Origin of the sequence: Streptomyces sp. NPDC001480 (genome assembly GCF_042894725.1) — a bacterium.
Taxonomy (GTDB): Bacteria; Actinomycetota; Actinomycetes; order Streptomycetales; family Streptomycetaceae; genus Streptomyces.
Window position 1 is genome coordinate 1 of record NZ_JBIAVX010000011.1, and the last position, 13,333, is coordinate 13,333.

A 13,333-nucleotide genomic window follows, 5' to 3' on the forward strand; every position below is an offset into this window, starting at 1 on the left:
CATGACCGGGTCAGGACTCCCAGCCCCAGCCGTTCCAGACGGGATATCAGCACACCCGCTCAACCGACCGACAACCCCAAAAGCAACGGCATTGCCTTAAGGGCCTGGGGGGACCCCCAGGCGGCACGGGTGGGCGCAGCGGCACCTCGCACCGCCGAGCTGCGCACCCGTCGGCTCCAGCACCAGTGCCGAGTACGGCAAAAGCAGGCCTGACCTGCACCGACGTACCCCGAGCCGCCAAACCCCCGGAGGGCCCCGTACCATGGGGTGAGGCCGTGGCGTGTCCAGCCCGGCAGGGCCCGCGCGATACAGACGAAAAGCGCAGGGCAATCCTCACACTCCGGGAGTACGCCGCAATATGGCCACGCGCCACGACATCCGCAATGTCGCCATCGTCGCCCACGTAGACCACGGCAAGACGACCATCGTCGACGGCATGCTGAAGCAGGCCGGTGCCTTCGCCGCGCACCAGCTCGACTCCGTCGACGACCGCATGATGGACTCGAACGACCTGGAGCGTGAGAAGGGCATCACGATCCTCGCCAAGAACACGGCGGTGAAGTACCACCCCAAGGACGGCGGGGACCCGATCACGATCAACATCATCGACACCCCCGGCCACGCCGACTTCGGCGGCGAGGTCGAGCGCGGTCTGTCGATGGTCGACGGTGTCGTCCTGCTCGTCGACGCCTCCGAGGGCCCGCTCCCGCAGACCCGCTTCGTGCTGCGCAAGGCCCTCCAGCAGCGGCTGCCCGTCATCCTGTGCATCAACAAGACGGACCGCCCGGACTCCCGGATCGACGAGGTCGTCAACGAGACCTACGACCTCTTCCTCGACCTGGACGCGGACGAGGAGCAGATCGAGTTCCCGATCGTCTACGCCTGCGGCCGTGACGGCATCGCGTCGCTGACCAAGCCGGAGAACGGCACGGTCCCGGCCGACTCCACCAGCCTGGAGCCGTTCTTCTCCACGATCCTGGAGCACATCCCGGCCCCGACCTACGACGAGGACGCCCCGCTCCAGGCCCACGTCACCAACCTGGACGCCGACAACTTCCTCGGCCGTATCGCGCTGCTGCGCGTCGAGCAGGGCGAGCTGCGCAAGGGCCAGACGGTCGCGTGGATCAAGCGGGACGGCAGCATCAGCAACGTCCGCATCTCCGAGCTGATGATGACCGAGGCGCTGACCCGCAAGCCCGCCGAGAAGGCCGGCCCGGGTGACATCTGCGCCGTCGCCGGTATCCCGGACATCATGATCGGCGAGACCCTCGCGGACACCGAGAACCCCGTCCCGCTGCCGCTGATCACGGTCGACGAGCCCGCGATCTCCATGACCATCGGCACCAACACCTCCCCGCTGGTCGGCCGCGGCGGCACCGGCAAGGGCGCGGACGCGAAGGCGGCCGTCAAGGACCGCAAGGTCACCGCCCGCCAGGTCAAGGACCGCCTCGACCGCGAGCTGATCGGTAACGTCAGCCTGCGCGTGCTGGAGACCGAGCGTCCGGACGCCTGGGAGGTCCAGGGCCGTGGTGAGCTGGCGCTCGCCATCCTGGTCGAGACCATGCGCCGGGAGGGCTACGAGCTGACCGTCGGCAAGCCGCAGGTCGTCACCAAGGACGTCGACGGCAAGACGTACGAGCCGGTCGAGCGCATGACGATCGACGTGCCCGAGGAGCACATGGGCGCGGTCACGCAGCTCATGGGCGTCCGCAAGGGCCGGATGGACAACATGTCCAACCACGGCTCCGGCTGGGTCCGCATGGAGTTCGTCGTGCCCTCGCGCGGTCTGATCGGCTTCCGGACCGAGTTCCTGACCCAGACCCGCGGCACGGGCATCGGGCACTCCATCCACGAGGGCTTCGAGCCCTGGTTCGGCACCCTCCAGACCCGTAACAACGGCTCCCTGGTCGCCGACCGCTCCGGTGCCGTCACCGCGTTCGCGATGACGAACCTCCAGGAGCGCGGCGTGCTGTTCGTGGAGCCGGGCACCGAGGTGTACGAGGGCATGATCGTCGGCGAGAACTCCCGCTCCGACGACATGGACGTCAACATCACCAAGGAGAAGAAGCTCACCAACATGCGGTCCTCGACGGCCGACGTGGCCGAGTCGATCGTGCCGCCGCGCAAGCTGTCGCTGGAGCAGTCCCTGGAGTTCTGCCGCGACGACGAGTGCGTCGAGGTGACCCCGGAGGCGGTCCGTATCCGCAAGGTCAGCCTCGACCAGCGTGAGCGCGCCCGCGCCGCCAGCCGCGCCAAGCACGGCTGACACACGGCAACGGGTAAACACGGGTAAGCAGCACGGCCGGGCGTCCCAGGACGCCCGGCCGTGCTGTTTGTGGACGTGCTGCGTGTAGAGGGTTTTCCCTATGACTTGGCGTCAGTTCACGCTCATGAGCCTGCCTGGCTGTTTACCGTTGGTAAAGTGACCGGATTCTGCGGCATTCGGGCTCTCGCGCCGGTCTGTCCCGCGTCATGGCGTCGACACAGCTTGGTCCGCCGTCGCGTGCAACAGGTTTTCCAGACTCCCTGTCCGGTATGCGGACAGCTATGCCCGATAGTTGTGTAACAAGTCCGTTTCGCAGGGATCTTTCGGCAAACCCTTTGTCCGGATTTTGGAAGAAGTTCGCGTCAGGTGTGATCGAACCGAGACCTTGAAGGTGTGGTTCGTCCCCTGGCGCATGGCAGATAGTTAGGCGCGTAGAGCTCGGATCGACGCGTCACGCGCTGAATGCGGCGCCGACTCACGAGCGCGGGGGCACTTGACCATTTCAGGCACCGGTAACGGTGATGTGTCTTGTGCTCCCTGATGCGGTGAACCATTGGACTCATGAGGAGGAGCCCCATGCGTGGTGCCAAGAGCGCCAAGTGGGTTGCGGGTGCGATCGTCATAGCTCTGGCTGCGACGGCCTGCGGGAGCAGTGACGACAACGGGGGCAGCGGCGGCGGCAAGGGCTCCGGCAAGAACGGTGGCACCTGGCGGATGGGCATCACCGAGCCGGTGGCCATCGACCCGTACAACGCGCAGGAGTCCGAGGGCACCCTGGTCGCGGACAACCTCTTCACGGGTCTGTACGACCCCACCGCGGACGGTCACGTCGTCCCGGCGCTGGCCACCTCGAAGAAGGTCAGCAGCGACGGCAAGACCTGGACCTTCACCATCAAGAAGGGCACCAAGTTCACCAACGGTGAGGACGTGAACGCCGAGGCGTTCATCCGCGGCTGGAGCCGTGTCGCGGTGAAGTCGGCCGCCTCCGACGTGGCCTACCACATGGCCGGCATCGAGGGCTTCGACCAGGCGCAGGCGGGCAAGGCCAAGACCCTGTCCGGCCTCTCCGCCCCGGACCCCTACACCCTCCAGGTGAAGCTGTCGAAGCCGGACTTCGAGTTCGACATCAAGACCACGCACACGGTCTTCAGCCCGGTCCCCAAGGTCGCCGGCGACGCCCACAACAAGGCGTTCAACGAGGCTCCCATCGGCAACGGCCCGTTCAAGATGCAGGGCAAGTGGGAGCACAACAAGTCGATCACGCTCGTCCGCAACGACGACTACGGCCTGACCAAGGCCCACCTGGACAAGGTGCAGATCGACATCCTCAACGCCAACAACGGCGTGACCCTCGAGTACCAGGGCTTCGAGTCGGGTCAGTACGACTGGGCGCGCATGCCCACCCCGCAGCTGCCCGCCGCCAAGGCCAAGTACAGCGCCCAGAACGAGTGGCTGCAGTACGAGGCCAGCGGCATGAACTACCTGATGCCCGTCACGGACAACAAGCCGCTGAACAGCGTCAAGGCCCGTCAGGCGATCTCCTACGCCATCGACCGGGACGCCATCATCAAGGGCGTCTTCCAGGGCATGATGACGAGGTCCGCGACGATCCTGCCGCCCTCCTTCAAGGACGTGTACCAGAAGGACCTGTGCACCACCTGCATCAAGCAGGACAAGGCCAAGGCCAAGCAGCTCGCCAAGGAAGCCGGCCTGAAGCCGGGCACCACCATCGAGCTGGGCTACAACACCGGGTCCGGCCATGAGGAGTGGATCCAGGCCGTCCAGCAGCAGCTGGAGGACGTGCTCGGCGTGAAGGTCAAGACCAACGGCAAGCCGTTCGCCGAGCTGCTGTCCGACGAGACCAAGCCGAACGCCACGGGTCTGTACCGCTACGCCTGGGGCGCCGACTACCCGACGCCGGACAACTTCCTGTTCCCGCTGCTGGACACCGCGTCCATCAACAAGGACGCCTCCGGCAAGGTCACCGGTGACAACCGGGCCCGCTACAGCAGCAAGAAGTTCGACGACCTGGTCGCCAAGGCCCGCGCCACCAAGGACCAGGCCGCCCGCAACGACCTGTACAAGCAGGCCGAGAAGGTCGCGCTGGACGACCAGGCGCTGATCCCGCTGTGGAACCGCACCCAGTTCCGCCTCGCCAACACCAAGAAGTTCGGGAACGTCCAGATGGACTTCCACGAGGACCCGAACCTCCCGGAGATCAGCCTGAAGTAATCGAATGCCGCTGACGGCGGCGTCCGGTGATGGGGGTCGTGGTGCCGAGCCGGGTGCTCGGACACCACGGCCCCCGACGACCGTCGGGAGGGTGTGATCCGCCCTCCCGGCCCCACCCCAACAACCCCCATATACGGGGCTGGGAAGCTGCTGGGAAGCGGCAGCAAAGGCGCAGAGAGGCATGTCATGGGAAGGTATGTGGTCCGCAGGCTGGGCCAGTTGGTCGTCGTCACGCTCGGCGCGACGATGATCCTGTTCGCCTGCCTGTTCGTTCTGCCGGGCGACCCGGTGGGGCAGATCGCGGGCAGTGACAAGGCGCGCGACCCCGCCGTGATCGCGCAGTTGCACAAGCAGTACGGGCTGGACAAGCCCCTGGTTGTGCAGTACGGCAACTACGTGGGCAAGCTCGTCACCGGCGACCTCGGCACGGACTACACGCAGAGCCGCCCGGTCACCGAGATCCTCGCACCGAAGCTCGGGAACACGGCGAAGCTGGCGGTGTTCGCCATCGTGGTCGACGTTGTCATCGGCATGGCCGTCGGCATACTCGCGGCGATGAAGAGGTATTCGGTCTGGGACGTGTCGGCCACCTTCCTCACCACCATGGCCATCGGTGTCCCGTCCATCGTGCTCGGCATGATCATCCAGAGCATCTTCGTCGTGAAGCTGAACTGGTTCCCGCTGATCGCCGACGGAAGCTTCAAGTCGATGGTCCTGCCGGGCGTGACGCTGGCGATCATCGACGCGGCGCTGGTCGCCCAGCTGGCCCGCAGCAGCATGCTGGAAGTGCTGCGTGCCGACTACGTCAAGACCGCGGTGGCCAAGGGCCTTCCCAGCCGGACGGTGCTCTTCCGGCACATCCTGCGCAACTCCGTCATTCCCGTGATCACCTACATCGGTATCTCCTTCGGCAGCCTGCTCGGTGGTGCGATCATCACGGAGACGATCTTCAACTGGAACGGCATCGGTCTGGCCCTGGTCCAGGCGATCCAGCAGAACAACAACCCCATCATCACGGGAGTGGTCACGATCAGCGTGGCGATCTTCGTCGTGCTGAACCTGGTCGTCGACCTGCTGTACGCCGCCCTCGACCCGCGAATCCGCCTCGCCTGACCGGCAGGGTCGTCCCCCTCTAGGAGTCACACCATGACCGAACTCGTCACGGGCACGGGAGAGCCGCTCCAGGCCGGCCCCGCCGCGGCACAGCAGGGCGCCGAACCCAGTGTCGCCCGGGTCAGCCAGTGGTCCGACATCCGGCACCGCTTCTTCGCGAACAAACTCGCCGTCGTCGGCCTGGCGATCATCGTCGTCCTGATTCTCATCGCCGTGCTGGCCCCCGTGCTGGCGCCCTTCGACCCGCTGAAGCAGGACCTCAACGCGACCCTGCAGTCGCCGGGCGGCAAGCACCTGCTCGGCACTGACGCACTCGGCCGGGACCAGCTGTCCCGTCTCATCTACGGCAGCCGCATCGCGGTGATCGTCGGTCTCGCCTCGATCCTCGTCGCGGTCGCCATCGGCGTCTTCCTCGGCGCCCTGTCCGGCTACTTCGGCGGCTGGGTGGACACCGTGATCATGCGCGTCGCGGACGTCTTCTTCGCCTTCCCGCTGCTCATCGGCGCCATCGTCATCATCCTGTTGATGGGTCGCGGTGTCCTGCCAGTGGTTCTCTCCCTGGCCATCTTCACCTGGGCCACGTTCGCCCGACTGCTGCGCAGCCAGATCCTCTCCGTGCGCGAGATGGACTACGTGCACGCGGCGAAGGCGCTGGGCGCGAGTCAGGGCCGGATCATCCGCAAGCACATCCTGCCCAACTCCATCACCGCGGTGATGGTGTACGGCACGAGCAACGTCGGTATCGCGATCGTCGCCGAGGCGTCGCTGTCGTACCTGGGCGTCGGCGTGGAGCCGCAGGTCGCGGAGTGGGGGAACATGATCTCCGCCGGCCGCGGCTTCATGGGCGTCAAGGACTACATGTGGACCTACCCGAGCATCGCCATCGTCGTCACCGCGCTGGGCTTCATCCTGTTCGGCAACGGTCTGCGCGACGCGCTCGACCCGAAGCTCCGGTGAGGCACCGCCGTGAGTCGACCCCCCCAGAAGCAACACGAAGGTGATGGCATGACCAGCCTGGAGATGGCACCCGCGAACACCGGGTCGGACGGGACCGCGCCGCTGCTCGAGGTCCGCGACCTGCACGTGGAGTTCAAGATCCGGGACGCCGTGACCAAGGCGGTCAACGGTGTCAACTACAGCGTCAAGGCGGGCGAGACGCTCGCCGTGCTCGGTGAGTCGGGCTCCGGCAAGTCCGTCACCGCGCAGGCGATCATGGGCATCCTGGACAGCCCTCCCGGGCGGATCAGCAAGGGCCAGATCTTCTTCCAGGGCCAGGACATCCTGGCGCTGCCGGAGAGCGAGCGGCGCAGGATGCGCGGCGCCAAGATGGCCATGATCTTCCAGGACGCCCTGTCCTCCCTCAACCCCGTGCTCTCGGTGGGCTACCAGCTCGGCGAGATGTTCCGGGTGCACCAGGGCATGTCCAAGAAGGACGCCAAGGCCAAGGCCATCGAGCTGATGGACCGGGTGCGCATCCCCGCCGCCAAGGAGCGCGTCGGTGACTACCCGCACCAGTTCTCCGGCGGTATGCGCCAGCGCATCATGATCGCCATGGCGCTGGCCCTGGAGCCCGAGCTGATCATCGCGGACGAGCCCACCACGGCCCTCGACGTGACGGTCCAGGCCCAGGTCATGGAGCTGCTCGCCGAACTGCAGCGCGAGTACAACATGGGCCTGATCCTGATCACCCACGACCTGGGTGTGGTCGCCGACGTGGCGGACAAGATCGCCGTCATGTACGCCGGCCGGATCGTCGAGACGGCACCCGTGCACGAGCTGTACAAGCGGCCCGCCCACCCTTACACCCGGGGCCTGCTGGACTCGATCCCGCGCCTGGACCAGAAGGGGCACGAGCTCTACGCGATCAAGGGCCTGCCGCCCAACCTGCAGCAGATCCCGTCGGGCTGCGCCTTCAACCCCCGCTGCGCCAAGGCGCAGGACATATGCCGCACCGATGTCCCGGCGCTCGTTCCGGTGACCGAGGAGGACGGTACGGAACTGGTCGGCCGCGGCTCCGCGTGCCACTTCTGGAAGGAGACGATCCGTGGCTGAGCTCAACAAGGACGACGGGGCCGACGTCACGCCCAACGTCTCCGAGGTCGAGGTGGTGGACGCGGCGACCGAGGAGGAGGCGGTGGCCGCCGTCGAGGCGCCCGTCGCACAGGGCGAGCCGATCCTCCAGGTGCGCAACCTGGTCAAGCACTTCCCGCTGACCCAGGGCATCCTGTTCAAGCGTCAGATCGGCGCCGTCCGCGCCGTCGACGGCGTCTCCTTCGACCTGCACCAGGGCGAAACCCTGGGCATCGTGGGCGAGTCCGGCTGCGGCAAGTCGACGGTGGCCAAGCTCCTGATGAACCTGGAGCGGGCGACCTCCGGCGAGATCTTCTACAAGGGCCAGGACATCACCAAGCTGTCCGGCCGTGCGCTGAAGGCGGTGCGCCGGAACATCCAGATGGTGTTCCAGGACCCGTACACCTCGCTCAACCCCCGTATGACGGTGGGCGACATCATCGGTGAGCCCTTCGACATCCACCCCGAGGTGGCCCCGAAGGGCGACCGGCGCCGCAAGGTGCAGGAGCTGCTGGACGTCGTCGGTCTCAACCCCGAGTACATCAACCGCTACCCGCACCAGTTCTCGGGCGGTCAGCGCCAGCGCATCGGCATCGCCCGCGGCCTCGCGCTCAACCCCGAGGTCATCATCTGCGACGAGCCGGTGTCCGCGCTGGACGTGTCGGTGCAGGCGCAGGTCATCAACCTGATGGAGCGACTGCAGGACGAGTTCAACCTCTCCTACATCTTCATCGCGCACGACCTGTCGATCGTCCGGCACATCTCCGACCGGGTGGGCGTGATGTACCTCGGCAAGATGGCCGAGATCGGCACCGACGAGCAGATCTACGAGCACCCGACGCACCCCTACACCCAGGCGCTGCTGTCGGCGGTCCCGGTGCCGGACCCGGAGGCCCGCGAGAGCCGCGAGCGGATCATCCTCACCGGTGACGTGCCGTCCCCGGCCAACCCGCCCTCGGGCTGCCGCTTCCGCACCCGCTGCTGGAAGGCGCAGGACAAGTGCGCCAACGAGGTCCCGCTGCTGGCGATCCCCGAGCCGTTCGCGGGCGTGGACACGCCGGCGGCCCACGAGTCGGCGTGCCACTTCGCCGAGGAGAAGGACGTCGTGGGCGCGGCGTGACACCGATCGGCCGATGAACGCGGGGCGCCCCGGCGAGTACTGCCACTCGCCGGGGCGCCCCTTCGGATCCACCAGCACCGGGGCGAGATGATTCACCACGTCGAACTGTGGGTTCCCGACCTAGCGCGCGCGGAGCGCGAATGGGGCTGGCTCCTTGCCCGGCTCGGTTACCACCCGTACCAGGAATGGGAACACGGCCGCAGCTGGCGTCAGGGACCGGCGTATGTCGTCGTCGAGCAGTCACCGGCGCTGAGCGGCACCGGTCACGACCGGATGCGCCCGGGCCTCAACCACCTCGCGTTCCACGCCGGAAGCCGCGACGACGTCGACGCGCTGGCGGCACAGGCCCCCGCCCACGGTTGGACACCGCTCTTCGCCGACCGGTACCCCCATGCCGGTGGCCCGGAGCACTACGCGGCCTACCTGGTGAACACGGACGGCTTCGAGACCGAACTGGTGGCCACGGACCCGCCTCCGGCGGCCCTCACGTAGCCCCGCGCGTGCACGCCCAGGCCGCCTGCCCGCGCCGACGGTGCAGGCGCCTGCCCACGGGTGGACGCCGCTCTTCACCGAGCCCCAGGCCGCCGACACACCGTCGCCCGCCCTCACGTAGCGACGCGCGTTCGCGCCCAATGGCAGGCCACCTGGGCCTCCCCGCCGCCGTTCAGCACATCCGGGTCCCGGGTGCGGCACGCCTCCGCGACGCCCGCTCGGTCGGCGTCACCGGCCGCCAGGACCTGGCAGCGGACGTGGAAGCGGCAGCCCGAGGGGATGCGGGAGGGGTCGGGGGGCTCGCCCGTCAGGACCACCGGGGTGCCGGGGGCCTCGGGGAGGACCGACAACAGGGCCTGGGTGTACGGGTGCCGGGGTGCCGTCAGGACCTGTTCCACCGTGCCCGTCTCCACGATCCGGCCCAGGTACATCACCGCCACCCGGTCGGCGACGTTCCAGGCCAGACCCAGGTCGTGGGTCACCACGAGCGCGGACAGGCCCAGTTCGGCGCGCAGGCGCAGCAGCAGCGCGAGGATCTCACCGCGTACGGAGGCGTCGAGGGAGGCCACCGGCTCGTCGGCGACGATGAGTTCGGGCTCCAGGACCAGCGCGCCCGCGATGACGACCCGCTGCCGCTGGCCCCCGGAGAGCTCGTGCGGGTAGCGCAGGAAGAACCGTTCGGGCGGGCGGAGTCCCGCGCGGGAGAGGGCCTCGGCGACCGCGGCCCGTTCGTCGCCCCCGTGCCCGTGGATCCGCAGGCCCTCGGCCACCGCCTCGTACACCGTGTGCCGCGGGTTCAGTGATCCGCTCGGGTCCTGGAGGACCAGCTGGACGCGCCGGCGGTAGGCCTTCAGCGCCCGGGAGGAGTACTCCAGCGGCTTCCCGTCGAAGCGGACGCTTCCCGCGGTCGGCGGGACCAGCCCGAGCAGCGAACGCGCCAGCGTCGTCTTGCCGCAGCCCGACTCGCCGACCAGCGCCACGATCTCCCCGGCGGCGATGTCGAGTTCCACGCCGTCCACGGCCCGGGCCGGCGCGGCGCGGTGCCGGCCGGGGAAGGTGACGTGCAGGCCCCGCGCGCTCAGCAGGGGCGGGGGAGTCGTCAAGTGCTGCTCCTCACGTCCTCCGCCGGACCGGCCGGCGGCACCGCCGTCGCCTCCACGTGCACACAGGCCACCCGCCGTCCCGGCCCGGCCTCCCGCACCGGCTGGTCCTCGACCGCGCACCGGTCCAGGGCCACCGGACACCGCGGGTGGAAGGTGCAGCCGGCGGGCAGGTCCGACGGGTCGGGCGGGTCGCCCGCCAGGCCGCGCGGGGCGAACCGGGAGGCCGGGTCGCCGATGCGCGGGAACGCCGCCGACAGCGCCTTGCCGTACGGGTGCAGCGCGTTCTCGTACACCGCCCGCGCGGGTCCCTCCTCGACCACCCGGCCCGCGTACATCACCGCCAGCCGGTCGCAGGTGTCGGCGAGGACCGCGAGATCGTGGCTGATCATGATCAGGCCCAGCTCCTGCTCCGACACGAGCTGTTCGATAAGCCGGAGGATCTGCGCCTGGATCATCACGTCGAGGGCCGTGGTCGGCTCGTCGGCGATGACGAGCCGCGGGTCGCAGGCCAGCGCCATGGCGATCATGACCCGCTGCCGCTGGCCCCCGGACAGCTCGTGCGGGTAAGCCCGGGCCCGCGCGGCCGGCAGACCCACCTGCTCCAGCAGCTCACCGGTCCGCTTCCGCGCGGCCGCGGCGGTCGCCCCGCTGTGCAGCAGGATCGGCTCGGCGATCTGGGCGCCGACGCGGTGCACGGGGTTGAGGGAGTGCATGGCGCCCTGGAAGACGATCGAGGCGCCCGCCCAGCGCACCGCCCGCACCCGCCCCCACCGCATGGTCAGCACGTCCTCCCCGTCGAGCAGGATCTCCCCGCCCACCCGGGTACCGGCCGGCAGCAGCCGCAGCAGGGCCAGCGCCAGCGTGGACTTGCCACAGCCGGACTCACCGGCGACACCGAGTTTGCGGCCGGCCTCCAGCGACAGGTCCACGCCCCGTACGGCCTCGGCCCCGCCCGGATAGGTGACGGTCAGCTTCCGCACCTCCAGCAGTGTCAACGGGCCACCCCCAGCCTGGGATCGAGCACGGACTCCACCGCCCGCCCGCACAGCGTGAACGCCAGCGCGACCAGGGCGATCGCGATGCCGGGCGGCACCAGGTACCACCAGTCGCCTGCGCTCACCGCGCCCGCCTCGCGCGCGTCCTGAAGCAGCCCGCCCCAGGAGACGACCGTCGGGTCGCCGAGCCCGAGGAAGGCCAGCGTCGCCTCGGCGAGGACGGACGAGGAGATCATCAGGGTCGTCTGGGCGAGCACCAGCGGCATCACATTGGGCAGCACGTGCCGGGTCATGACGTGCCAGTGCCCGCCGCCGAGGGCCTTGGCCCGTTCGATGTACGGCCGCGACTCCACCGCCAGCGTCTGGGCGCGCACCAGCCGGGCCGTCGTCGGCCACGTGGTCACGCCGATCGCGAGGATCACCGTGCCGAGGGAGCGGGACATCACGGTGGCCAGCGCGATGGCGAGCACGAGTGTCGGCATCACCAGGAACCAGTCAGTGATCCGCATCAGCACGGTCGCGTACACGCCCTTGAAATGCCCGGCGGTGACGCCCACGACGGCACCGATCGCCACCGACAGCACGGCCGCGAGCAGCCCGACCAGCAGCGAGACCCGCGAACCCCACACCACCAGGCCCAGCACACTGCGCCCGAACCGGTCGGTGCCCAGCGGGAACTCGCCGCTGGGCGCCTGGAGCGGATCGCCCGGGGCATCGGTCACACCGGTCACGCCGGAGCCGACCGTCAGCGGTGCGGTCAGAGCCACCAGCGCGAACAGCACGAGCGCGGCCAGGCCGGCCAGCCCGGCGCGGTGGGCGCGGTAGCTGCGCCAGAACCGTACGGCGGAGCGGCGGCGGCGCTGCCGGGCGAGCCGCGCGGAGGTCGCCGGTGCGGCGTCGGCCGTCATCGGCCCACCCGCGGGTCGAGCAGCGGATAGGCCAGGTCGGCCAGCGTGTTCATGACGATCACCGCCGAGGCGAAGAAGAGGAACAGCCCCTGTACCAGGGGCAGGTCGGGGACGCTGAGGGCCTGGTAGAACAGTCCGCCCAGGCCCGGCCAGGAGAAGACGGTCTCGACCAGGATGACGCCCGCGACGGTCCGGCCGAGGTTGACGAAGACGAGGGTGACCGTGGGCAGCAGCGCGTTGGGCACGGCGTGCCGGCGGCGCACCAGGTCGTCCTTCAGGCCCTTGGCGCGGGCGGTCGTCAGATAGTCGCTGCCCATCTCGTCCAGCAGCGCCGAGCGGGCGACCAGCAGCGTCTGGCCGTACTCGACCGCGACCAGCGTGATCACCGGCAGGACCAGATGGTGGGCGACGTCGACGGCGTAGGCGAAGCCCTCCTTGCCGCCCGACTCCATGCCCCCGGTCGGGAACAGCCCCGGGACCGGGCCGAGGCCCACCGCGAAGACGATGATGAGCAGCAGGCCGAGCCAGAACGACGGGACGGAGTACAGGGTCAGCGCCAGCCCGGTGTTCAGCCGGTCGGCCGGGCGGCCGTGGCGCCAGGCCGAACGGGTGCCGAGGAACATGCCGAGCGAGGTGTAGAGCACGAAGGCGGTGCCGGTCAGCAGCAGGGTGTTCGGCAGCGCCTCGGTGATCTTGTCGATGACCGGGGTGCGGAACTGGTACGACGTGCCCAGGTCGCCGGTGAGCGCCTTGCCGCAGTAGTCGGTGAACTGCTCCCACAGTGGCAGGTCGAGCCCGAATTCCTTTCGGTACTCGGCCAGTTGGGCCGCCGATACCGGGCGGCCCCCCGTCATGGTCCTGACCGGGTCACCCGGGATCAGCCGGAACAGGAAGAACCCGGTGACCAGGACGGCCAGCAGTGAGACGAGGGCGCCGCCCACCTTGCCGGCCACGTACTTCGGGTAGGCGGTGTCGGCGCCGGCGCGTCTGCCCTTGGCGACGGGCGCGGATACTGCGTCGGAGACCATGAACCA

The 13,333-nt window shown here is 69.0% G+C and carries 11 protein-coding genes; 7 read left to right on the forward strand and 4 right to left on the reverse strand.

Annotated elements, in window-relative coordinates:
- The first annotated feature begins 358 nt into the window (after positions 1-358).
- The 7 genes from typA (at position 359) to ACFY01_RS26675 (ending at position 9,293) form a co-directional block, all read left to right on the forward strand.
- A complete protein-coding gene (gene typA, locus ACFY01_RS26645; RefSeq protein ID WP_390738259.1) occupies positions 359-2,266 on the forward strand; it encodes a translational GTPase TypA in 1,908 nt (635 codons plus the stop codon).
- Between the two features lie 576 nt (positions 2,267-2,842).
- Positions 2,843-4,498 carry an ABC transporter substrate-binding protein gene (locus ACFY01_RS26650; RefSeq protein WP_390738260.1) on the forward strand — a complete coding sequence of 552 codons (1,656 nt, stop codon included), beginning with the start codon at positions 2,843-2,845 and terminating at the stop codon, positions 4,496-4,498.
- A gap of 186 nt (positions 4,499-4,684) precedes the next feature.
- Positions 4,685-5,611 (forward strand): ABC transporter permease, encoded by a 927-nt coding sequence (locus tag ACFY01_RS26655; protein WP_390738261.1) that lies wholly within the window; start codon positions 4,685-4,687, stop codon positions 5,609-5,611.
- A gap of 33 nt (positions 5,612-5,644) precedes the next feature.
- The gene (locus ACFY01_RS26660) at positions 5,645-6,568 is read left to right on the forward strand and encodes an ABC transporter permease (protein WP_390738262.1); all 924 of its coding nucleotides are present in this window, start codon (positions 5,645-5,647) and stop codon (positions 6,566-6,568) included.
- Positions 6,569-6,616: 48 nt separating this feature from the next.
- Positions 6,617-7,663, forward strand: coding sequence for an ABC transporter ATP-binding protein (locus ACFY01_RS26665; protein ID WP_390738263.1), 1,047 nt, complete (start codon positions 6,617-6,619; stop codon positions 7,661-7,663).
- Entirely contained in the window at positions 7,656-8,801 is a 1,146-nt protein-coding gene (locus ACFY01_RS26670) for an ABC transporter ATP-binding protein (RefSeq protein ID WP_390738264.1), read from the forward strand. Before ACFY01_RS26665 ends, ACFY01_RS26670 begins: the two co-directional genes overlap by 8 nt.
- An 87-nt stretch (positions 8,802-8,888) precedes the next feature.
- On the forward strand, positions 8,889-9,293 hold the full coding sequence (locus ACFY01_RS26675) for a VOC family protein (protein WP_390738265.1): 405 nt from the start codon (positions 8,889-8,891) through the stop codon (positions 9,291-9,293).
- Between the two features lie 113 nt (positions 9,294-9,406).
- Here ACFY01_RS26675 and ACFY01_RS26680 read toward each other — a convergent pair whose 3' ends face one another.
- Genes ACFY01_RS26680 through ACFY01_RS26695 form a run of 4 tightly spaced genes read right to left on the reverse strand, consistent with a single transcriptional unit; the run spans position 9,407 to position 13,327 of the window.
- Entirely contained in the window at positions 9,407-10,396 is a 990-nt protein-coding gene (locus tag ACFY01_RS26680; RefSeq protein WP_390738266.1) for an ABC transporter ATP-binding protein, read from the reverse strand.
- Positions 10,393-11,391 (reverse strand): ABC transporter ATP-binding protein, encoded by a 999-nt coding sequence (locus ACFY01_RS26685; RefSeq protein ID WP_390738267.1) that lies wholly within the window; start codon positions 11,389-11,391, stop codon positions 10,393-10,395. Before ACFY01_RS26685 ends, ACFY01_RS26680 begins: the two co-directional genes overlap by 4 nt.
- The gene (locus ACFY01_RS26690; RefSeq protein WP_390738268.1) at positions 11,388-12,299 is read right to left on the reverse strand and encodes an ABC transporter permease; all 912 of its coding nucleotides are present in this window, start codon (positions 12,297-12,299) and stop codon (positions 11,388-11,390) included. Before ACFY01_RS26690 ends, ACFY01_RS26685 begins: the two co-directional genes overlap by 4 nt.
- Positions 12,296-13,327: an ABC transporter permease gene (locus ACFY01_RS26695; RefSeq protein WP_390738269.1), complete on the reverse strand. Its 1,032-nt coding sequence runs from the start codon at positions 13,325-13,327 to the stop codon at positions 12,296-12,298. The genes ACFY01_RS26690 and ACFY01_RS26695 overlap by 4 nt, the downstream gene beginning before the upstream one ends.
- Positions 13,328-13,333: the final 6 nt, after the last annotated feature.